20 protein-coding genes are annotated in these 22,531 nt (G+C 57.0%); 8 read left to right on the top strand and 12 right to left on the bottom strand.

Going from position 1 to position 22,531, the window contains the following annotated elements; translation table 11 throughout:
* Positions 1–104 precede the first annotated feature (104 nt).
* Positions 105–866: a CAP domain-containing protein gene (locus tag BUB60_RS17785; protein ID WP_073082342.1), complete on the bottom strand. Its 762-nt coding sequence runs from the start codon at positions 864–866 to the stop codon at positions 105–107.
* 258 nt (positions 867–1,124) lie between these two features.
* Here BUB60_RS17785 and recQ point away from each other — a divergent pair, with 258 nt between their 5' ends.
* A complete protein-coding gene (gene recQ, locus BUB60_RS17780; RefSeq protein WP_073082338.1) occupies positions 1,125–2,972 on the top strand; it encodes a DNA helicase RecQ in 1,848 nt (615 codons plus the stop codon).
* Positions 2,973–3,200: 228 nt separating this feature from the next.
* Here recQ and BUB60_RS17775 read toward each other — a convergent pair whose 3' ends face one another.
* Positions 3,201–4,340 carry an amidohydrolase gene (locus BUB60_RS17775; protein WP_073082333.1) on the bottom strand — a complete coding sequence of 380 codons (1,140 nt, stop codon included), beginning with the start codon at positions 4,338–4,340 and terminating at the stop codon, positions 3,201–3,203.
* A 343-nt stretch (positions 4,341–4,683) separates the two neighbouring features.
* On the opposite strand from BUB60_RS17775, the gene pyk reads away from it, so the two are divergent.
* Positions 4,684–6,102, top strand: coding sequence for a pyruvate kinase (gene pyk / locus BUB60_RS17770; RefSeq protein WP_073082329.1), 1,419 nt, complete (start codon positions 4,684–4,686; stop codon positions 6,100–6,102).
* Between the two features lie 238 nt (positions 6,103–6,340).
* Positions 6,341–7,720: a methyl-accepting chemotaxis protein gene (locus tag BUB60_RS17765; RefSeq protein ID WP_073082325.1), complete on the top strand. Its 1,380-nt coding sequence runs from the start codon at positions 6,341–6,343 to the stop codon at positions 7,718–7,720.
* A gap of 31 nt (positions 7,721–7,751) precedes the next feature.
* On the opposite strand, the gene BUB60_RS17760 is transcribed toward BUB60_RS17765, so the two are convergent.
* The 3 genes from BUB60_RS17760 to BUB60_RS17750 are packed head-to-tail and all read right to left on the bottom strand — an operon-like array spanning position 7,752 to position 10,364.
* Entirely contained in the window at positions 7,752–8,333 is a 582-nt protein-coding gene (locus BUB60_RS17760) for an accessory gene regulator ArgB-like protein (protein WP_073082321.1), read from the bottom strand.
* Between the two features lie 46 nt (positions 8,334–8,379).
* Entirely contained in the window at positions 8,380–9,675 is a 1,296-nt protein-coding gene (locus BUB60_RS17755) for a sensor histidine kinase (protein WP_073082318.1), read from the bottom strand.
* Positions 9,676–9,683: 8 nt separating this feature from the next.
* A complete protein-coding gene (locus BUB60_RS17750; protein WP_073082315.1) occupies positions 9,684–10,364 on the bottom strand; it encodes a LytR/AlgR family response regulator transcription factor in 681 nt (226 codons plus the stop codon).
* A gap of 171 nt (positions 10,365–10,535) precedes the next feature.
* Here BUB60_RS17750 and BUB60_RS19910 point away from each other — a divergent pair, with 171 nt between their 5' ends.
* From BUB60_RS19910 to BUB60_RS17735, 3 genes are all read left to right on the top strand, one after another.
* Positions 10,536–10,691, top strand: coding sequence for a cyclic lactone autoinducer peptide (locus tag BUB60_RS19910; RefSeq protein WP_159435458.1), 156 nt, complete (start codon positions 10,536–10,538; stop codon positions 10,689–10,691).
* Positions 10,692–11,107: 416 nt separating this feature from the next.
* A complete protein-coding gene (locus BUB60_RS17740; RefSeq protein ID WP_073082312.1) occupies positions 11,108–12,709 on the top strand; it encodes a hypothetical protein in 1,602 nt (533 codons plus the stop codon).
* A gap of 19 nt (positions 12,710–12,728) precedes the next feature.
* Positions 12,729–13,637, top strand: coding sequence for a serine/threonine protein kinase (locus BUB60_RS17735; protein ID WP_073082309.1), 909 nt, complete (start codon positions 12,729–12,731; stop codon positions 13,635–13,637).
* 56 nt (positions 13,638–13,693) lie between these two features.
* Here BUB60_RS17735 and BUB60_RS17730 read toward each other — a convergent pair whose 3' ends face one another.
* The gene (locus tag BUB60_RS17730) at positions 13,694–14,254 is read right to left on the bottom strand and encodes an NADPH-dependent FMN reductase (protein WP_073082306.1); all 561 of its coding nucleotides are present in this window, start codon (positions 14,252–14,254) and stop codon (positions 13,694–13,696) included.
* 455 nt (positions 14,255–14,709) lie between these two features.
* Here BUB60_RS17730 and BUB60_RS17725 point away from each other — a divergent pair, with 455 nt between their 5' ends.
* Entirely contained in the window at positions 14,710–15,597 is an 888-nt protein-coding gene (locus tag BUB60_RS17725) for an MBL fold metallo-hydrolase (RefSeq protein ID WP_073082301.1), read from the top strand.
* 105 nt (positions 15,598–15,702) lie between these two features.
* Here BUB60_RS17725 and BUB60_RS20925 read toward each other — a convergent pair whose 3' ends face one another.
* Complete coding sequence (locus BUB60_RS20925) at positions 15,703–17,919, bottom strand: exosporium glycoprotein BclB-related protein (protein WP_073082296.1); 2,217 nt, start codon at positions 17,917–17,919, stop codon at positions 15,703–15,705.
* 357 nt (positions 17,920–18,276) lie between these two features.
* Here BUB60_RS20925 and gap point away from each other — a divergent pair, with 357 nt between their 5' ends.
* Positions 18,277–19,314, top strand: coding sequence for a type I glyceraldehyde-3-phosphate dehydrogenase (gene gap, locus BUB60_RS17715; RefSeq protein WP_073082291.1), 1,038 nt, complete (start codon positions 18,277–18,279; stop codon positions 19,312–19,314).
* Between the two features lie 73 nt (positions 19,315–19,387).
* Here gap and BUB60_RS17710 read toward each other — a convergent pair whose 3' ends face one another.
* From BUB60_RS17710 to BUB60_RS17690, 5 genes are all read right to left on the bottom strand, one after another.
* Entirely contained in the window at positions 19,388–19,930 is a 543-nt protein-coding gene (locus BUB60_RS17710; protein ID WP_073082288.1) for a DUF5662 family protein, read from the bottom strand.
* 116 nt (positions 19,931–20,046) lie between these two features.
* Entirely contained in the window at positions 20,047–20,460 is a 414-nt protein-coding gene (locus tag BUB60_RS17705) for a hemerythrin domain-containing protein (RefSeq protein ID WP_073082285.1), read from the bottom strand.
* A gap of 221 nt (positions 20,461–20,681) precedes the next feature.
* The gene (locus BUB60_RS17700) at positions 20,682–21,023 is read right to left on the bottom strand and encodes a cupin domain-containing protein (RefSeq protein ID WP_073082282.1); all 342 of its coding nucleotides are present in this window, start codon (positions 21,021–21,023) and stop codon (positions 20,682–20,684) included.
* 11 nt (positions 21,024–21,034) lie between these two features.
* A complete protein-coding gene (locus BUB60_RS17695) occupies positions 21,035–22,264 on the bottom strand; it encodes a DUF438 domain-containing protein (RefSeq protein WP_073082278.1) in 1,230 nt (409 codons plus the stop codon).
* A gap of 17 nt (positions 22,265–22,281) precedes the next feature.
* Entirely contained in the window at positions 22,282–22,509 is a 228-nt protein-coding gene (locus tag BUB60_RS17690) for a DUF1858 domain-containing protein (RefSeq protein WP_073082253.1), read from the bottom strand.
* Positions 22,510–22,531 lie beyond the last annotated feature (22 nt).

The raw sequence follows: 22,531 nt of genomic DNA, 5'->3' as shown, positions 1-22,531 counted from the left end.
ATGCCTGTCAAAAAAAGACGGCAAGAGAGACGGCGCGATATGCCGCAGCACATCACGCCGTCTCTCAGGAAATATTTACTTTCTCCGCGCTGCGGCCGGAGGCGTCAGCCGATAAACAGCTGGGTCCAGTAGCTGCCGTCCGCGACGTAGCCCACGCCGATCTGCGTATAGGCGCTGTTCAGGATGTTGGCCCGGTGTCCGGGGGAATTCATCCACGCGTTGACAACCTCTTCGGGCGTTGCCTGGCCCATGGCAATGTTTTCGCCAGCGGCCTTGTAGCTGATGCCGAAGGTTTTAAGCATATCGAAGGGCGAGCCATACGTCGGACTGGTGTGTGAGAAATAGTTTTTGTCGTGCATGTCCTGCGATTTGGCCCGGGCCGCATCGGAAAGCTTTTCACTGAGCGTCAGCGCTGACAGCCCGTTTGCCGCGCGCTGTTCGTTCACAAGGTCTACCACCTGCTGCTCATAAGACTTGTTGTCCGTTTTATCAGAGGCGGCTGTTTTATCGCCGCTGTCAGAGGGGGCGGCCGTGCCGGCACTGTCGCCGCTGCCGCTGCCGGTTGAGGTTTTGCCGGTCTGCCCGCCGGACTGGGCCTTTGACGTTCCCGCCGAGGCGTCCGGTATGTAGATGCCGCAGGATTTCAAAAGCTCCTGCAGCGACTGCCCGTTCTTCGCCGTCCCGTTGAGATAGCCTTGGGATTTCAGGTTTTCGATAATTTTACTGACGTTCGCGCCGGATGCGGACGCGGCGCTTGAGGACGTGCCGGGGCATGACGCGCTCTGCGCGGCCGGAGCGGCCAATGCCGTCGTCGACATTGCGAAAACAAACAATGCCAGTGCCATGGATACGATAAGTTTTTTCATTGTTGTTACCTCCTGTAACTATTGTAACTAATTTGTAACCTTTTTCAAGGGGTAAATATCGCCAATTACTGTCCGCCTTCCGGCGGGCAGCTTCATATATATTGCCGAAAAGCGCCGGAGAACAGAAGCTCTCGGGCGCTTTGAATACGGCCAATTATCTCATTATCTATTGTTTTGCCCGTCTTATCGACATATAATGTACAGTGGTTTCCATATAAATGTAAACGAATTTTCTGAACTGATACAGCGAGGGATACGATGGACAAGCTGACGGCGCTTAAACGGTATTTCGGGCATACGAGCTTCCGCCCCGGACAGGAGCAGGTGATCGACGCGCTCCTCGACCGGAGGGACGCGCTGGGCGTTATGCCCACGGGGGCGGGAAAATCCATGTGCTATCAGATACCGGCGCTGCTCCTGCCCGGCGTGACGCTGGTGGTGTCGCCGCTTATTTCGCTGATGAAGGATCAGGTGTCCGCGCTGGTGCAGGCGGGCGTTGCGGCGGCGTTTATCAACTCGTCGCTGTCGGCCGCGCAATACCGGGAGGTGTTCCGGCGGGCGGAGGCCGGGCGGTACAAGATCATCTACGTGGCGCCCGAGCGATTGGCGACGGGCGACTTCCTGCGCTTTGCCGAACAGCAGCCCATTTCTCTCGTGGCCGTGGACGAGGCGCACTGCGTCTCCCAATGGGGGCAGGACTTCCGGCCCGGTTATCTGAAAATCGTGGATTTTATCGAGCGCTTATCCTACAGGCCGACCGTGGGCGCCTTTACGGCCACCGCGACGGCGGACGTCAAGACGGATATCGCCCGCATCCTGAAGCTCTGTGACCCGCTTACCCTGACAACCGGCTTTGACCGGGCGAACCTGTACTTCGAGGTCGTAAAGCCCAAAAGCAAGCCCGCATATCTCTGGGAACTGCTGCGGCAGCGCCGGGGCAAAAGCGGCATCATCTACTGCGCCACCCGCGCGGGGGTGGAACGCGTCTGCGACGATTTAAGAGCCCACGGCGTCTCGGCCACCCGTTACCACGCGGGGCTTGACGACGAGGAGCGGCGGGCCAATCAGGACGATTTCGTCTACGACCGCCGGCGTGTCATGGTCGCCACAAACGCCTTTGGCATGGGCATTGACAAATCCAATGTGAGCTTTGTCATCCACTACAACATGCCGAAAAATTTGGAGAGCTACTATCAGGAGGCCGGCCGGGCCGGGCGCGACGGCGCGCCGGCGGACTGTATCCTGCTGTTTTCGACCGGGGACATCTCGACGGCAAAGTTCCTCATACAAAATGCCGACGAGAACGAGGCGCTGACGGATGAGGAGCGTGAGACCATCCAGAAGCGCGACCTGGAGCGGCTGGACAGAATGGTCGGCTACTGCAGGACCGGCCTCTGCCTGCGGGCGTACATCCTCGCCTATTTCGGCGAGCCCCACGACGGGCACTGCGGCAACTGCGGCAGCTGCAAAAGCGACTTTGAAAATCTGGATATCACCGTTGACGCCCAAAAAATTCTCTCCTGCGTGTCGCGGGTGGGGAAACGGTATGCCTACGGACTTGGCGTTACGCTCATTATCCGCATGCTGCACGGGAGCCGGGAGCAGCGGATTTTGCAGCTGGGGCTGGATACGCTCCCGACCTACGGCATCCTGCGCGGCACAGACCGGCGAAGAATCCGGGAGATCGTGGATTATCTGGTGGACGAGGATTATCTGCAGGTCACCGAGGGCGAATATCCTGTGCTGCGTTTGACCGACAGATCCGCCGGCGTACTGTTTCACGGCGAAACCGTGGCGATGCCCGTCCGGAAGCCGCCGGCCGCCCTAAAACAGGAGCGGCGCGCCCCCGGCGCCGCCGAGCAGGACCTTTCCGCCGCGCAGGAGGACGCGCTCCTTTCGGCGCTCAAGGCTCTCAGAGCAAAGCTGGCGCAGGAGTCCGGCGTGCCGGCCTATATCGTCTTTTCCAACATCACGCTGGAGGACATGGCCGCGAAAAGACCCCGGACGATGCCGGAGTTTCTGGAGGTCTCCGGCGTCGGCGAGGTCAAGGCGGCACGATATGGCGAGGCGTTCTTAAGGACGATCTCGGAGTACATAGAAAACTGACCGGCGATGCCGCGCGGCACGGGAGGCAATCCTCAGCCAGCTTCGCCGACAGCTCCTTTGCCAAAGGAGCCTTACGGGGACGGCGGGCGATTGATAATCGCCCCTACATAAAGCCATAAGGATTTCCGTAGGGACGGCCATCGGTCGGCCGCGTTTGTTAGCGCGGCGGTGGCCTGTGGGTAAGGATCGACGGGGCGATGCGGGCATCGGCCCGCTATATGGCAGCGGTTATTTTACCAGCCTCTTCAGGGCGGCTTTTCCGAGGGCGGCCAAGAGGGTCGCGGCGGTATGCAGCGGGGCGGGGTCCGCGACGAAGGCGGGATGATGCACCGCCTGGGGGCTGCCGACGCCGATCCTCCAGAACACGCCCGGGATGCGCTCCTGGTACAGGGCGAAATCCTCTCCGCCCATGCCGGGGACGTCCGGCACGACCGTGAGCTTCAGCCCCTCGGCCGTTTCGGCAGCGAACCTGGTCAGGGCCGGGTCGTTGTTTGTAGCGGGCGCGCCCAGGTGCCAGGTATAATCGATTTCCGTGCCGGTGGCCAGCGCCACGCCCCGGCAGAGCTGGCCGAAGCGCCCGGCAATGGATTTGTACTGCTCCGTTCCCAGCGCGCGGATGGTCCCCTCCAGCCGGGCGTCGGGCGGTATGACGTTCCACGTATTGCCGCTATGTACGCTGGTGACGCTCAGCACCGCCTTGTCAAAGGGATCGGTATTCCGGCTCACAATCGTCTGCGCGGCGCCGACAAGCTGTGCCGCCGCCACAATCGGGTCGACGCATTCATGCGGCGCGGCGGCGTGGCCGCCCTTGCCCCTGACTGTGATCTGAAAGCCCCCCACCGCCGCGTGGGTGGCGCCGGCGCTCACGGCAATCGTCCCTGCCGGGACCTCTGAGGCCACGTGCAGACCGTAGATTTCCCGGACGTCGTCCAGCGCGCCGCTGTCGAGCACCTGCCTGGCGCCGCCGATGAGCTCTTCCGCCGGCTGAAAAATCAGCTTGACGCTCCCGTCGAGCGCGTCTTTCTGCTCCTGCAGGAGAAGCGCCGCGCCCAGCAGGGCCGTCAGATGAAAATCGTGGCCGCAGGCGTGCATGCAGCCAATATTCTCGGAGGCGTAATCAAGGCCGCTGGCCTCTGTCACCGGCAGGGCGTCGATATCGGCGCGCAGCGCCACGACCGGTCCGCCCTTCCCCCGCACGATGGCCACAAGGCCCGTGCTCAGCCCCGTATCCAATATCTCAACGCCTGCCGCCGCCAGTATTTCGCGGATGCGCGCCGTCGTCTGACGCTCGGTGTTCCCGAGCTCCGGATGCCGGTGAAACCACTGAAAATGTGTCAGGAGCAGCTCCTGTAGTTTTGCGCTGTTCATGTGTCAGTCCTCCAGTTTTAATAAAATTATACTAATTATATATGTTTTATATGTATACAGGATATACCGGTGCGCCGCTATTGTCAAATCAATCCCGGCACCGCAACCATATAATTTCCCCCTGACTTCACCATGGGAAAGCGACCTGAGGGTCCAGGAGCAACAGAATTGTAATAGCCGGGGACATCCGGCGTCATACTATATGTTGTACATCTTTAAACGCCGTTTTAATTTTTCGTTAAATCCTGAACAATCGGCACATTTTTCCGAAATATATGATAGAATATCGGCAGCGGTAAACATACCAGACATATCAGACATCACATATAAATCGGAGGCAGGTATGAGAAAGACAAAAATCATCTGTACGCTGGGGCCGGCGGTTGACGATATTGAAACGATCAAAAAGCTGCTCAATGCCGGCGTCAGCGCCGTTCGTCTCAATTTTTCGCACGGGTCTCACGAGGAGCATCTGTCCAGGCTCAATAAATTCAAGGCGGCAAGAGACGCGCTGGGTGTCTCCGCCGCGTCGATTTTGGACACCAAGGGCCCCGAGGTCAGAATCAGGACGTTCGGCTCGGGGCATGTCACACTCAGGAGCGGCGCGGCGTTCACGATCACCACGGACGACGTCGCAGGGGACGAGCACCGCGTTTCAACGACATATGTAAACCTGCACAACGAGCTGAAGCCCGGGAACAGAATCCTTCTGGACGACGGGCTCATTGAGCTGCGGGTCACGGAGGTCCGGGGCCGGGACGTGGTCTGCATGGTGACAAACGGCGGCGAGCTCTCCGATCATAAAAGTATGAACATCCCGGACGTGAACATAAAAATCGCCAGCCTGTCCGAGGCGGACGAACGGGATATTCTGTTTGCCGTCGCCAACGATATGGACTTTATCGCCGCGTCGTTTATCAGAAGCGCAGCCGACGTGGCGGCCATCCGCGAGGTGCTGAAAAAGCACGGCGGAGAGAACATTAAAATCATCGCCAAAATCGAAAACCGCGAGGGGATCAAGAACCTGACCGACATTGTCGAGGCCTCCGACGCCGTCATGGTTGCCAGAGGCGACCTGGGCGTGGAGATTGACGCCTGGGAGGTGCCCATTATCCAAAAGCGCATGATCCGGGACGGCACGCTGGCCGGCAAGCCGGTGATCGTCGCGACCCAGATGCTGGACTCGATGATCCGCAACCCGCGCCCCACGAGAGCGGAGGTCAGCGACGTGGCCAACGCCGTTTTCGACGGCGCCAGCTGCGTCATGCTCTCCGGCGAGACGGCGGCCGGGAAATACCCCCTGGACAGCGTCATCACCATGGACAAAACGATCCGCGCGGCCGAGTCGGCCATCAATTTCTGGAAACGCTTCAACAGCCTCAGCTTTGAGAAGAAAACAGCCATCAGCGACGCCATCAGCCACGCCTGCTGCACAACGGCCATGGACCTGGGGGCCAGCGCCATCATCACCGTGACATCCTCCGGCCATACGGCGCGGATGATCTCCCGCTTCCGGCCCCAGTGCCCGATCGTGGCGCTGACGGAAGACGACCGGGTCAGGCGGCAGCTGTCCATCTCCTGGGGCGTGACGCCGAAAGCCGGCAGAGTCCGGAAGTCCACCGACGAGCTGTTTGAGGACGGCCTGGAGGCCGCCCTGGAGACAAAGCTCGTCAAAAAAGGCGATACCGTCGTTTTAACGGCGGGCGTGCCGGTCGGCACGAGCGGCTCTACAAATCTGATCAAGGCGCAGCAGATTTCTTGATTCAATATTACCAAAAACTCGAAACGTCCGGCAGGCTTGCCGGGCGTTTATTTATCTATTACGCACAAAATCCGCGGGCAGAATTTGTAATTATGATATTACTTTTGCCGGGAGTCTTAACTACTGGAAAAAAACACCGATAAATCACTTTCAGATACGATTCCTAATATTAAAAGGGTCGCGGAGGCGGTTTACGCCAGAATTTCCGGAACACAAAGACAGGATTGGTGAAGTGACTATGCTTAACAAAATCAGCCCCTACAGGAAAGCAAGACTCGGCACAAAGATACTCATCTGCAATCTGATATCGATGGTCTTTCTGGCGGCCGCGGCCGTTCTGGGAATACTGACGATCCAGAATACGGCGTCCGGCGGGTCCTCGACGGTGACGCTCATCATTATCGCGGCGCTCGCCGTGGTGGGTATCCTCCTGGGGATCTATTTCTCCCGCTTTCTGGGCAAGTATCTCAGGCGCCCGATCGAGGGGATGACTGTCGGCCTGAATAAAATGACAGAGGGCGACCTCACCTATTTCGACAGCGATATGGTTATCGACCCGAATACTCACGACGAAATGATGCTGCACGGCTATACGTTTATCAAGCTGCTGAACGCCACGCGGGAAAAGGTCGCCGATACAAAGCAGATGGCCGCCGGAGACCTGACGACACAGGTACATATCCAGTGCCAGAAGGACCTCCTCGGCAACGCGTTGCAGGAGCTGGTGGACAATACGCACCGGATCGTCAGCGCAATCTCCGTCACCGCCGAGCAGGTCGCTTCCGGCGCGAACATGGTCTCCGATTCCAGCTTTGCCCTGTCCCAGGGCGCCACGGCCCAGGCCAGCTCCGTCCAGCAGCTGACGGCTTCCCTGGTGGAGGTCTCCTCCAAGACGAGCCTCAGTGCCCAGAACGCGGAAAAGGCCGACGAGCTCGCCCAGAACGCCAAGAAAAACGCTGAAATCGGCAACACGCAGATGAAAGATATGCTCGGCGCCATGGATGAGATCAATATCTCCTCCAGCAACATCAGCAAGATCATCAAGGTGATCGACGACATCGCCTTTCAAACAAATATTCTGGCGCTGAACGCGGCTGTCGAGGCCGCCAGGGCCGGCCAGCACGGCAAGGGCTTTGCCGTCGTGGCCGAGGAGGTCAGAAACCTGGCGGCCAAGTCCGCCAATGCCGCGAAGGAGACGACGGAGCTGATCGAGGGTTCTATCCGCAAGGTCGAGGCCGGCACAAAGATCGCCGGCAGCACGGCCGACGCGCTGAATCAGATCGTCAGCCAGATCGAGAGCGCGGCAAATCTCGTCCAGTCCATCTCCGTCTCGTCCAAGGAGCAGGCCGCCGCGATCGAACAGATCAACAACGGCATCTCTCTTGTCTCCCAGGTCGTCCAGACGAACGCCGCCACGGCGCAGGAGAGCGCCGCCGCCAGCGAGCAGCTGTCCGGCCAGGCCGCGCAGCTGAAGGAAGCCGTCAGCGCCTTTACGATCAAGGCTGCGTTCAAAACGCCGGCGCTGAAGGCCGGCGGAAAGCCGGTCGTCAAAAGGCTGGCCGGCGCCCCGGCAAAGGTTGGAATCGATATGAACGAAGGAAATTTCGGCAAATACTAAGGCATAAAAAATCGCCCCTCGGGGCGATTTTTTATGCCTTATGCGCGAGCTTTGCGGCGATCAGGGAAATCGCGGCGCCGGTCTGCCCCAGCGCGAAGAAGACAAACATCCACTGGAGACCGGGCCCCGCCAGGAAGCTGGCGGCGGTGATCACGAGCGCCGCGGCGCCAATCAAAAGACTCCTCTTTCTGTTACGCGCCCTCTGCGCCTCATCCAGGGGCTTGGAGGACGCCGGAACGGGCGACAGCAGCAAAACGGTGAGCAGGCTGAGTGCCGACAGGCACAGGAGCACGAGCGGCGTCATATACACGGTCAGGAAAACCGCCGGGAACAGCAGCACGGCATACGCGACGCTGAAGACAGCGCAGCAGCCCAGATGGGTCCCGGCGTGGTAACCGCCGGCGGTCACCCTGAGCGGGATAAAGACCAGCAGGAAAAATATCCACGCCCACGGCACGGAAAAAAGAACGGATATTAAGATGACAAAGAAAATATTGACTGCCGTGGACATCATCAGTTCAAAGCCGTAGGAATAAACGGCGATATCCTCCGGGTTGATGATTCCCCTGCCGGCCAGCGCGCCGGACAGCTGCAGAGCTTTTTTATGTATCATACGTATACCTGCCTGTCCCTTATTCATCAAACGGGCGTCCGGCGCTTCAGGAGGCCAGCGGGCCGGAATGCTCCCCGGGGATATTGATATTGATCGAAACCCTGTACATGGCGCCGTCAGACTCTGTATACATTGTCCCCTTGTATTTGTCAAGACATCTTTTAACATTTTTCAGCCCGAAGCCGTGACGCTTCGGGTCTTTTTTCTCCGCGGGCAGCCTGGGATCATACGGATTCGTGATCTCGTAAAACAGGATGGAATTTTTCTCAATAAGCTGCACCGTGATTTTTTTGCCGGCGCTCTCAAGTCTGCCGCAGGCTTCAATCGCGTTGTCAAAGGTATTGCCGATGATAACGCTCAGGTCCGCCGCGGGAATATTCAGGTCCGGCTGGACCCGGACATCCAGATCGGTATCGACGCCCAGGCGGCGGGCTTTTTGAACGCTGTGGTTCAAAACGGCGCTGATGACCGTATTGCCGACGTCGACGACATTGCCGATTTCGGCAAACAATTCCGTCACCTGATCGATGCACTCCCTGGCGTGGACCGTATCGTTCATATTGATCAGCTCGGTCATGGTATTGAGATATTTCTTGATATCGTGCCAGAGCGCCCGCGTTTCCGCCTGGTCTTCCTTCACCTGCTCAAAGTATTCGAGCTTCGACTCGTACTGCTGTTCGGCCAGCTCGTTCTGCTTTTTGATCTCGCTGACCTTTTTGATCCGCTCCACGTACAGGAAAATGACGATGTTGATATAGAGAATGCCGAGCGCGCCGATGATGAAGCTGACGGTGATCTGCGTCGCCGTCTTCAGCGCGCCCAGATACATGACATAGCAGATAAAGATGCTGAATATCTGGCACAGCAGCAGCGGGACGGCGCTGAAGAGCGATTCGTTCGTTTTCTTCCACTGCGAGAGCCTGACCACCAGATAAACGGCGAAGAGCTCCACAAGCTCGGAGAAAACCAGATAAATAACCCTGTAATTGCCGTATTTGTAAATTTCATTGGAGGACACGCCGAACGCGATAATAAGCCCCGAGCAGATGTTTTCCACAATAATTGCGATCGCGGAGAACAGGAGCGCGCTGTACAGCGACGTCAGCCACTTTGCGCCGAACAGGTACTTCGCCAGCAGCAGAATCGATATACAGGTGAATCCCAGCCGGATAAAGGGATTGATCGGCATAACGCTGAGCACGGACAGGCCTATTCCGGCCACGGCGTATAACGCAAGGATAACGGGGAGCTTCTTTTCGTAGTTCTGATACAGGCCCTTCAGATAAATGCTGATAATAACGATCCCAAGAACCACGTTGGCGATCTCAATTAAAATATACACGCCCCCCGTTACCTCCTCAAATATTGATGCAGCGCGGTAAAAAAATCATTCTTCCTCTGCCTGCTGATCGAAATCTTGAAACGGTCTTTCATAATGATTTCCGACTGCGTCACGCTGTCGATCTGATCCAGATTAACCAGATAACTGTTATGCGGGCGGGCGAAATGGCTGCCATCCAGGAATTCTTCGATATATTTCAAGGAGCATCTCCAATCGTAAACACTGCTGCCGGCATGTATGCGGATATTGTGGTTGAACACCTCGATATAACCGATGTCTTTTGTTGAAACAAGATGGTTCTTGCCGTTGATATCTATGGATATCTTTTTGGGGACGATATTTTCAACCGCTGTTTTCATGACCTTGGAAAAATCCTCATAGTCCAGCGGCTTGACCAGATAGCGGAACGCCACCTCATACCCCTGTATGATATATTTGCTGCTTTTGGTCACAAAAATGATCAGCGGGCTGTCGCCGCTGCCGGTGATCATTTTGGCGGCATGGAAGCCGTCCATCCCTTCCATTTCGATATCAAGAAACACCAGATCATAATAAACGGCATGAAACGCACTCATCAGTTCCTCCGCCGAAGTGAACAGGTCACACTCAAGCGCGGCGTCGAAGCTGCCTATATAATCTTTCAAAATCAGGCGATCGCTGCAATCGTCGTCACAAACAGCAATTTTCATGGCACTCACCACCATTTGTCATGGTTTTTTATTGTCAACACTCCAGTACATTATGACATAATTATCTATAACCTGCAAGATACGCCGCGATTTCTGCTAGTTACGCCAAATCTATTGATATTGCGACATTTCTGGTTTATGTTAAAGCAAATGATACGAGGAGGGTCTACCATGGAAAAAGACATCAACAGGGTTATCAACAAAGTTGGTTCCGTCGTTTCATCCGCAGCGTTGTCTCTGGCAAAAGCAACAAGCAACGCAACATGTTTCTTCACGGCGTATCAGCCGGAGGAGCCGAAAGAACTGAATAAGTTCAAGAAAAAATAACTGTCGGCCTTTTTTAGCGATGTATTCTCATAGCTTTAAAAGCAGATGTATAAACCTCATATTCCGACATACAATTCTTTCCTACTCTTAATCTCCTTTCTTCTACTTTCATTTTTCATTTTTGCTTCTACTCATTTCTCATACCTAATAAGGAGCGTGTTTCCGTCAGGAAACGCGCTTCTTATTATTTTTGCCTGCGGCGGCCCGCGCTGTGCAGGCGCTGTTTTGAAGCGCAAAAGCAGACGGCGCCGGTAAAGCGTGTATGCTTGCGGTTGATAACAACCGCCGGTATCTGCGCCGAATTGACATTTGCGGCCAAATTTGATTAGATGATAAATAGGATGGCGCCCAACGCGCCCTTCGCGCCGCTATGACGCATTGACTTGATGTATCACATATGACTCGAAAGGGAAAGCATGGACAGATACGGCGATATCAGAAATAAGCTCGGCAGGCTTGTCACAAACGAGCGGCGGCTCGACCAGTTCAATCAGATATTTCACCGTGTTCTCATGGAGAACGCGAAAAACACCGATTACGAGGTGATCAGCGGCGACGGCGTCGTGCATGTGGAGAACCTGAAAAGGATCACCGACAGGATCGGCACCGGTTCCATCGATTTTTACAGGAAAGAGCGGAACGCGCGCACAAAAGAGATTGCGGGCCGGTGTGTCAGCATCCCCTCCAAGGACATGCTGCTGCTCATTTCCGTCTGCCTGGAGCTCGATATGGACACTGTCGGCGCCCTCCTGGTGTCGGCGGGGTACAACAATTACGTCAAGAATCTCAAGGAGTTCATTATTTTCTGCGGCCTCAACAACATCCGCTCCATCGAGGACGTGAGCGCCAAGCTGTTCCAGCACGGCTACCGGGAGCAGGACGCGCTGATGTCCGTGACCTATAAGGATGAGACGAGCGCCATGGTGAGCTTCAGCGCCTACTTTGACCGGCTGTGTGACGAGAAGGGCCTTGACAAAAAAGACGTTCTGGAGCGGGCCGGCCTCATTTCTCCGACGCAGGATTCCGAAATCAACAGATATTACAACAGCGCCTTCTATGGTCAGAAAACGGTGAAGATCGTTTTAAGTCCCACACAGGTCCTCGCCCTTTTCGGCGCTCTGCGGCTGGATTACGAGGAGCAGACGGCGTATATGGACTTTCTGCTCGGCCTGGGAATCATCGGCGAGGACGACGTCGAGCTCCTTCTGGAGGGCTTTAAGGCGGACATCGGGCGGGCCGAGGTCATCGAGGCCGCACCGTATCCCGGCATCGGGGACAATTCCGTTTTCACGCAGTTTCTGACAACGCAGCTGAATTACCTGAAATGGGAGCAGCTTGACGAATTTATCCTGGAGAACTTCGGCACCATCCGGAGCTTTGCCGTGTTTTACGGGCAGCTGGTGCGCTACGAGGGCTATAAAAACATTTCGCAGTTCTGCGGCGCGTTCAGCCTGTCGGCGAAATCTCATTACAACTACATTGCCGGCGTCAGCCTTCCGGCGCTCTCCACACTGACCGCCACGGCCTTTCTGTTCCGGAAAATGACCGTGCAGATCTATAACACGATGCTTAAAAAAGCGGGCAAATATATCTTTGAGTTTGACGACGACTCGGCGGTTTATCTGCTGGCAAAGGAGCTCCTGCTCCGAAAGGAGCGGGAGAAAACGAGCTTTGGGGCGCTGTTCGACTGCGTCGAGGAAGTGGTCTCCGATGAGCGCCTTGCGAGCCTGGACGACGACCTCCGGCTTTTATACCTGGAGCTTGTCAAGATCCTGTCGCGTTTTCTGACAGCCTGGCTCCGGCAGAATGGGCTCGATGCGGACGATACGACGATCAAGGCGCTCCGGACAGCTTCGGAGCAGCCCGGCCTTGGAGCGGGGCATTTTTCCACATTCGTCGGCCGAATTGCCGAAAGCTGCCGCCAGGCCGGCAGCATCGACGGCTTTTTGGCGCTTCTGAAAGAAAAGTTCGGATTTTCGGACGACAGTTCCCTCCTGCGAAACTGCCGCATGTCTTAATATAAGGAGGACAGCGTCCATGGATAAACGAATCCCATTAAAAAGCGGAGACGCCGTGCATCTCAGCAACGACGTCTACACCATCACGCAGCTGATCTCCCGAGGCGGCTCCTCGCTGATCTATGAGGCCGAGCGGCGCTACTGCGAAACCGGCGGCAATAACATCTGCATCAACAAAAGAGTTCTTTTAAAAGAGCTGGCGCCCTTCCACCTGGATTTCCACCGGAAAAGCACGGGGGAGATCATCTTTGAGCACGCGGATATCTCCGCCATGCGCCAGCTGTTTGACAACGAGATCAATTGCCTGGCGTATATTCAAAGCAAAAATCATTCCAACAACCGCATCCCCGATATGGACGCCTTCGGCGAATACAACAACACCGTCTATATCGCCATGAACCACATCAAGGGCGTGCTGCTCTCGAGCTATCTGGGGCACCGCAGGCTCTCCGACGACAAGATCCTCGATATCTTTCTGCAGCTGCTGCGCATTATTTCTTTTCTTCACATCATCGACAAAAATTACTGCCATCTGGACCTGAAGCCGAACAACTTTATCATCGACGCCACCGATACCGTGTTTTTGATCGACTTCGGCTCCTCGATCATCTCCGAGAACAAGCGGGTCAACAACTACACGGAGGATTACTCCGCGCCCGAGGTCGTCTACAACATGCTCGAGCTCATTGACCAGCGCTCCGACATTTACTCCCTGGGAGCGATTTTGTACGAGATGGTCACCGGCAGCAGGGCATCCCTGGATACGTTTCTCCTCTGCGGAGGGGATTACTGCGGCAAAGCTCTGTGCGCGCGGTACGACTACAACGCCCTGCTGAGCAAGATGCTGGCGGAGGACGCGGGGGACCGCTTCGCCACCGTGGAGGAGATCATCAAAGTGGTCGGCGCGATGAAGGACATTAATAAGTAAAGGAACAACGGGCGATCACAGATCGCCCGTTAATCACAAGCTATCTTTCAGCCATATTATTTGTTTGAATCAATAAATTTCAGAAACGCGTCAGCCTGCTTTTGCAGATACGGCGCGCTCGCCGCCAGTTCCAGAGCGCCCGCCTGATTGAGCTGCTGCTGGGCGTTGGGGATCGTCAGGCGCGGAATATTCATTATTTTCATATTAAGGAAGCTGATCAGCGTGACGAGATGATCCTGGGCCAGGGCCGTGCCCGCCATACTGGGTGTGATGCCGCTGATGGCCGCCGGTTTCCCGGCCAGCACCTGAGGCTCGTCCTTGCTCACGGGCCGCGACAGCCAGTCCAGCAGATTTTTCAGCACGCCGGGGAAAAAGTGGTTGTACTCCGGCGTAAAAAACCAGATGCCGTCCGCCGATTTAATCTCGGCACGCACGCGGGCAATCGCCTCCGGCGCGGGAAACTCGATGTCCTGATTCATATACGGGATATCGGCGTAATCCAGCAGCCGGAAGTCCGCCCTGTCCCCGACCGCCTTCTGCGCCGCCAGGGCCAGCTGGCGGTTATACGATTCCCTCCTGAGAGAGCCGACGATGGCCAAAATGACCGGTTTGCTCATTAATATCACTCCATTCTAATGCTATAAAAGTTGAAACTCATTTTGGCTTATTATACCATACAGCGGAGGCCGGGACAAGCTCCCAGTCTCCGGATTCAGCTCCGCTTTGCCAGCAAAGCAGAGCCACGCAAGCGCCGAACCACCCCAGCGGTCTTTTTACGCGCTGTCCCAAACGGGTACAGGGCCGCAGTCCCATCCGGGGCATAGGGCTCACCCCCAGACGGGGTATGGGCCGCAGCCCCGAACGGGGGCATGGGGCGCAGCCCCGAGCGGGGTTTGGGGCGCAGCCCCATTAAAAGCGGGTCATAGGGGCGCAGCCCCTATACCTCTTGCGGGCGGGTGGGCGGGAATAATAAAAATTGTTGCGTTATACTGCTATTTCCTGTATATTATTTTCTATAAGATTTCACTAAAGGGCCGGATGAGCGCCATTAATATTTTGGGAGGTATATCTCATGGAAGTAATTGTAAACAAGCACGGCGAGGGCAAGCTCGCGACGAAAGCCTGTTTCAGCAATGAATTCGGTTTTAACGTCGCGTCCGTCATCGTCATGGGGAAAAAGGAATGCGTTCTGCTCGACTGCCAGTGGACGCTGGCCAACGCCCACAGGGTCATTGCCGAAATCATTGATACCCAGCTTGAGCTGAAAGCCATCTTCGCCTCGCATTCCCATCCCGACCACTACTATGGCATGGGTGTTATCCAGCAGGCCTTCCCGAACGCCAAATGCTATATGCTGCCGGAAGACCTGAAGCTTTACAACTATCAGTATCAGGCCAAGCTGGACGAGTGGGAGCCGGTCATGGGCAAAAACAACCTCTGCCGCAAGCAGGGCGAGAATATTATCCCCCTGACGACGGGCTACATAGAGCTTGAGGGCGAGCGCATCGAGATTATCGACCATGTCATGGGCGACTATCGCTGGAACTCTGTTGCCTGGATTCCCTCCATCAAGACAATATACGGCAGCGACGTCCTGTTCAATCAGGCCCACCCGTTCACCTGCGAGGTCACCGCCGAGCAGCGCGCACAGTGGATCGCCGATATCGAGCTGCTTGAGAAAATGGGCGCCGAGGTCGTTATCCCCGGCCATCAGAAGGAAGGTTGCCTCTTTGACGGCAGCGCCTTCAAGTACACAAAGGACTACCTCATCGCCACGGAAGAGGAGCTCGCCGCCACGAACGACCCGGCCACCTTCTTCTATCACATGGTCAAGAGGTTCCCCGGCTCCAGCCTTGAGCTTCTCAGCAATGAGATGAACGCCGAGGTCTGGAAGGGCAACCGCCCCTGGGATTGGGTCCTGGAGGATCACTCCACGCCGATCAACCCTCTCAGAAAATAGTGCGCCCCGAACAAGCATGAAAAAATCCCCCCAACCGCTTCAAGCAGGAGACGGTTGGGGGGATTTATTATTTGAGTTTATCTGCCGATGCCGGAATTAAGTGCCTCAGGCGATAGAGAGACCGGCGCTGGCGTAGCCGACAATCGCGGTGGCAATATCAAGACCTGCCGTGACAGTGGCGGTGAAGACCATCAGCAGGCGGGTTCCCGTCGTCACGGGGATGGCAAGGCCCGTGGTGGTTCCGTCGCTTATCGTGCCGATAGCAAGGACTCCGGTAAACGGCGGCGCCAGAGTTACAAGCGCCCCCGGTACTGCCGTAAACGTATTGTCCGGCGTAGGCGACGCATACAGCTGGGCCGTAATTGTTACAGTCGAGCCGACGAGTGTCAGCGCCGCGGTCGTGCTGAAAAAGGCAGCCATCGAGGTGATCGTGCCGTCCCTGGGGACGGAAAAGGCTTCATTGGTAAGGGTTGTGCCATCGAGGATTCCACCGGTCACCGTGATTCCACTGACTCCAGAGCCAAAAGAGATGGCGCTGGACGTGTTCAGCAATCCGCCAAGGACCGTTGTCATGGTAATGGGGGTGCCCGAAGCAAAGGGGATAATCGCGCTGGCTCCGGTGGGTCCCGTGTCGCCTGTCGGTCCTATCGGTCCCGTGGGCCCGGTGTCCCCTGTCGGCCCTGTCGCACCTGCTGTGCCGGCGGGACCGGTATCGCCCGTCGGACCGGTCGCACCTGCCGCACCAGCGGGGCCGGTGTCGCCCGTCGGACCGGTCGCACCTGCCGCACCGGCAGGTCCGGTGTCGCCCGTCGGACCGGTCGCACCTGCCGCACCAGCGGGTCCGGTGTCGCCGGTCGGACCAGTCGCACCTGCCGCACCGGCGGGGCCGGTGTCGCCCGTCGGACCAGTCGCACCTGCCGCACCGGCGGGGCCGGTGTCGCCCGTCGGACCAGTCGCACCTGCCGCACCAGCGGGGCCGGTATCGCCCGTCGGACCGGTCGCACCTGCCGCACCAGCGGGGCCGGTATCGCCCGTCGGACCGGTCGCACCTGCCGCACCAGCGGGGCCGGTATCGCCCGTCGGGCCGGTCGCACCTGCCGGTCCGGTTGGACCGGTGACGGAAGGATCATCTATGGTGACGATGGCGGAACCGGGCGTCACTATAATATCAAGTGTAGAGGTCTGGAAAATTAAATTTTCGTTAAGGCCGACCGTGGCCGTGCCTGTGGGGCCAATGACGTTGAACAGAAGCTCGCCTGGGAGAACTCCCGCAGGCCCGGTGTCGCCCGTGGGACCGGTCGGCCCCGTAGGTCCGGTATCACCTGTAGGGCCGGGTGCACCCGCGGCACCTGCCGGTCCAGTATCGCCGGTGGGACCAGGCGCACCCGCGGCACCCGCGGGCCCGGTATCACCGGTAGGGCCAGGCGCACCCGCAGCACCCGCGGGCCCGGTGTCGCCGGTGGGGCCCGGCACACCCGCGGTACCCGCGGGCCCTGTCGCTCCTGTTGGTCCGGGTAACCCCATCGGGCCGGGCACGCCCATGGCGCCGGCGGGGCCTGTCGCTCCCGTCGGTCCGGGCAAACCCATAGGGCCGGGCACACCCATGGCGCCGGCGGCTCCTGTCGCTCCCGTCGGTCCAGGGATACCCATAGGGCCGGGCACACCCATGGCACCGGCGGCTCCTGTCGCTCCCGTCGGTCCAGGGATACCCATTGGTCCGGGCACGCCCATTGGGCCCATTGGGCCGGGTACGCCCATAGGTCCTGGTACACCCATAGGCCCGGTGGGGCCTGTGGGCCCTGTCGGACCTGACGGCTCGTTGGTATAAGCGACAATCAGCGGCTCGCGTCCGGCACCGGCGCCGTTGCCTGCAAACTGAACGGACGTCGTGCCGTCGGGGTTTGTCAAGGCAATCCCATAATTGGGGAACATGCCGGTTATCCAACCGTTTACCAGTGCTGTGATATCGATGGCGATGTATTCCAATACATCGCAGACAGTGACGTTTACTGTTGAAGAGGTTGCTATATAGGGCGGCTGGGTATTGTAGGTGACGCTGGCAATATCGAATGGCGCTGTCACCCTGTTGACAATGATCGGACTCGGGTTCGCTCCCGTTTTGGATAGCACAAACAATACCAGGGCGGCACTGTCAACCGGCGCCGACGGCAGGGAAATATTACTGAACTGCAGAAGACCGACGGAATCAAGGTAGACCGGGTCCGTCCCCACGACGATCAAGGCTGACGCCGATAGGTTGGTATTGGGCAGCGCGCTGGAGACAAACGTTGTTCCTGTAGCGGGTATAATAAGGCCCGCCATAAGCATCACTCCCTTTCTCTCTTATAATTTATGTAGCGCTGTAACGGATTGTTCTGCGCCTCGGCCCGGTCTTTTCGTGATGTGTGGTCGCGTATTAATATATTGAATCTAAATTCGATATATTTTGCCTCAGATATTTTAACAATCGTTAGGTTTTTCGCATATCAGCCGCCTTTTATCAATGGCGAGAGAGCCCTTTTCCCCGACAGAGACATGCCAAAAGTCGTTAAATTTTTCAAAATCTTATTTACAAAAGAAAATATTCGTACTATAATGATATTACAAACGTATCACACGTTTGTAATATCTGAGATTTAACAAAAACTTTACGGCTGGCTAATAAATGGAGGAATACTTATGGCGGTCAAGATTGGCATCAACGGTTTCGGCAGGATCGGAAGGCTTGTGCTGAGGCAAGGCGTGGAGCGCGGCGACGTGGAATTCGTCGGTATCAACGATCCGTTTGTCGACCTCAACTATATGGTTTATCTGCTCAAGTACGATTCGGTGCACGGCAGATTTCAGGGCACCATCGACACCGAGGACGGCTGCCTTGTCGTCAACGGGCAGAAAATCCAGATTTCGGCCGAAAAGGACCCAGTTAATATTCCCTGGGCAAAGATGGGCGCGGAATACGTTGTGGAGTCCACCGGCATGTTCACCTCCAGGGAGAAGGCGGAAAAGCACCTCCAGGCCGGCGCGAAGAAGGTCATCATCTCCGCCCCCGCCAACGATATTCCGACCTTTGTCATGGGCGTCAACCACAAGAAATATACCGGCGATATGGACATTGTCTCCAACGCCTCCTGCACCACCAACTGCCTGGCACCGCTGGCCAAGGTTATCAACGACAACTTCGGCATTGTGGAAGGTTTGATGACGACGATTCATGCCGCGACAGCCACGCAGAAGACTGTTGACGGTCCTTCCGGCAAGGACTGGCGTGCCGGCCGCACCATTATGAACAACATCATCCCCTCCTCCACCGGCGCGGCAAAGGCCGTCGGCCTCGTCATTCCGGAGCTGAAGGGCAAGCTGACGGGTATTTCCATGCGTGTTCCCACCTCGGACGTCTCGGTCGTCGACCTGACGGCAAAGCTCGCCAGGAGCACCACCTTTGACGAGATCTGCGCCGCGATCAAAAAAGCCTCCGAAACGGATTTCAGAGGCATCATCGAATACATCGACTGCGACGCCGTATCGACGGATTTCATTGACGACACGCATACCTGCATTTTTGACGAAAAGGCCAGCATTTCCCTCAACGACACCTTTGTAAAGCTGGTGGCTTGGTACGACAACGAGATCGGCTATTCCACCAAGGTCGTGGAGCTGGCCGTCCACATGCACAGCGTCGACAGCCAGGCCAGCGCGCCCGCTGAAAAAACGGCGTGACAAGCCCGCTCCGGGTCTTTATAGAATAACGAAAAATCACGGTATCATACCGTGATTTTTTTTGTTTTAATTTTTAAACTCTCTTTGCGCGGTGCAGGACCTCGCGGCTGATAAAGGCGAGAGTCTCCTCCTCCCCCTTATCCCGGAGCATGATAAGCAGCCGCTCCAGCAGCGCGCGGGTGTTCGGATGCATGACGTAGGCGTCGCGGGAGCGCATGTAGTAGTCGTAGGGGTCGCCGTCGCGGTACTGCTCGCGGCGGTAGGTCCGGCTGGCGGCGAGCCTGTCGCAGAACATCTCCACCACATACCGGACCGGCATCTCCATGCCCGCGAGCCCGGAGGGCTCCCCAGAGGCGTAATCGATCCAATATTCCAGATGGTGCTTGTTGCGCCCCTTGTGATGCAGCCAAGCGGCACTGTATCCCCGGACCTTCCGCTCCATGTTGTTGGGGCTTTGAAAGCCCTGGTAATACCGCGCGCCAGCGATAAATTCCACCGGGGTATACTTTGACAGGTCATGCGTCAGCCCCTGGCGGTAGAGCCCCACCCTGAAGCAGTAGTGCATCACGAGCCGCTTGTGATGATTGATCGTTTTCAGATGCGACAGCCATTTCATACGTTCGAATCTGCCTTAAGCCATTATTATGATATCTCAATGATACTCATTTTGTTCGGCGTTGTAAATTCAATTTGTATAAAATATCTGTTAATTCCGCCGACAGGACCATCCGGTCAGCCTTCCGCCAGCGGATACAGCCGGCTGCTTTCCCGGCTGATCCTGTTTTTCACGGCATCGAATACCTTTTTGCTGTCGGCGGCGAATTTACCGGTATCCCGGAGTATCTTGGCCGGGACGTTATAGTCCTGGACGAATTTTGCAAACGTCTCCGCCAGATGGCCCATCTCCGCGTAGAAATCCGACGCCGTCGATTTCAGCGCCGGGTCACTGCTGTCCATCAGCGCAGGGTAAAGATGCTGGTCCTCCGACAGCAGATGCATTTTCAGCTTCCCCGACAGCGTATTGACGGCCAGCGCCATCTCCGGGGCTGTCTTTGCCGGATCGTTTTTCCTGATGAGCCCCTCGATATCGCCGATGATCGCCAGGATTTCGTCATGCTGCCTTCTGAGTAAGTCGAGATTTCTCATATGATCCCCTCCATAGTCTCTATATACGGATAATATGCCATTCGCTGTCAAAAGGCGGTTGTAAATGCAACATATTGGCAAAAATTGATGATAATAATTACATTTTTATTATTTTGAACATATATTCAATATATAAAACTATAGGCAATCTCCCGGCAAAAGCGTTTTGAGTGCGCGGGAGCCCCGCAGGCCGAACGCCTGCGGGGCTCCGAAGTCTCGCGTTATTGGGGGAAGACGACCACGAGCAGCATTTTGAATTTTCCGTCCGCAGCCACGGCGTGAGAAATCCCGGCCGGCATCACGATGGTCTGCCCCGCTTTGACCGAATGCTCTGTGCCGCCGATGGTGATGCGGGCGGTGCCCTCCAAAACGGTGACCATCGCGTCTCCGTCGGACTTGTGGGCGCTGATCTCCTCGCCCTGGTCGAAGGAAAACAGTGTGACGCTGACGGCGTCGTTCTGGACAAGCGTCCTGCTGACGACCTGCCCCTGCTGGTAATCCACGAGCGCGCCAAGCTCCAGTTCCTTTTCAAAGTCGATATTTTTGAGTATGTGTCCGTTCATCCTTGTTCCTCCTATTCCGACATGAGCCGCTTCTCGCCGGTGATGTCCTGGAGCGGCTTTATATTCTGCGTGACCTCCATGATGCCAAGAAATTCGCCCTTGTCATTGCGGACCGCGAAGTACCGGATATAGACGAGCTGCTCCCCCATCTTGATCCAGAAATCCTCATGCTCCTTCTGCCCGCTTTTCAGGTCCTCGACAATTTTCTCAACGATGTGGATGCTGGCCGGCGGGTGGCAATTGGCAACCTGGCGGCCGATGACCGACGCGGGCCGCGCGAAGACGCGCTCCTTGCCTTGCGAGAAGTATTTGACGGCGCCGTCCTTATCGACAAAGGTGATGTCCACGGGCAGCGTGTTGAATATCCATTTGATCTCCTCCGGCGACAGAATCCCCGGCTCAAAGCGGATATACCCGCCGCCGGACGGCGCCTCACCCTGAGACTGCAGCTTGCCCTCCACGTTTTCCCTCGCGGGTTTCCATTGGCTGCCCGGCTCGGCGAGGCAGAAGCCGAGCTCGGCGCTGTCGTCCCTGATCTGAAGCCACTCGTCCTCCGACAGCGTCTCCAGGACCATGGGAAACAGGATGTTTTCCTCCTTGAAGATCATCTCGGTCGCCTTGGTGACGGCTTCCTCCGCTTTGGCGGCGGCCTGCTGGGCGGCGCCCGGGCCGGCCTTGGCCAGTGCCAACGCCTCCTTCAGGGCGGCCCTGATCTCGTCGTCCACGCCCCACATGACCTTTGGCGGCGCGGTGATGCCGTACTTTTCCATGAAGGGAAAGAGCAGGTTTTCCTTTCTGGCGTAATGCCTGTCAACGGCGGACAGCGTCTCCAGCGCCGAGGCCAGCGCCGCCGTGCTCTCCCCGTCCCCGCCGGCTTTAAGCCTGGCGAGCAGCGGCGTAATCGTTTCGCGGATGAGCTTTTCGATGGCCCTGTTTTCAAGCTTAAATGTGTGCACCGGATGGCCGGGCGTTTCCTCCGGCTTATTTTCCCGATGTATCTCCTCAATGGAGCCCTTGAACACCGCCGCGTGGACGTCGCACAGATTTTGGATCTCCCGCACTTCCATGCCCTCGCGGATCAGGGCCTGTTCCATTTCGGCGATCTCGGCAGCCGATACGCCGCGAATGAGCTCCTCGAACCGCGCCTTGACCTCTTCGACGGACTTGCCGCCGTGCAGCTCGAGGATGATCTCCTTGAGCACCTTTTGCCGGTATTCCCTGTTGTTAATGACTTCGCTCATCGCTGACCCTCCTCACATTATTCCTGTACCGTAAAGCCGTGTTTTTTGAATTCCTCCCGGACGCGGTCCAGGCTGATGCCCTTCATGGCGGCGCCCTTCGGCAGCGTCATAAACCGTCCGGCGGTGTTCAGCATGCCCGGCAGCGTGATGTCCTTAAAGCCCAGATCCTGCATGATCTGCTTGACCTCCGGATATTCGCTGCAAATGTCGTGTATTGACGATGAGAGACGTATTGTCTTTTCCACAGCCGCACCTCCGATTCCTTAT

Source organism: Sporobacter termitidis DSM 10068 (genome assembly GCF_900130065.1).
GTDB classification, from domain to species: Bacteria; Bacillota; Clostridia; order Oscillospirales; family Oscillospiraceae; genus Sporobacter; species Sporobacter termitidis.
Note: the sequence above shows the minus strand (reverse complement) of the source record. Positions and strands in the feature narration are given on the sequence as shown.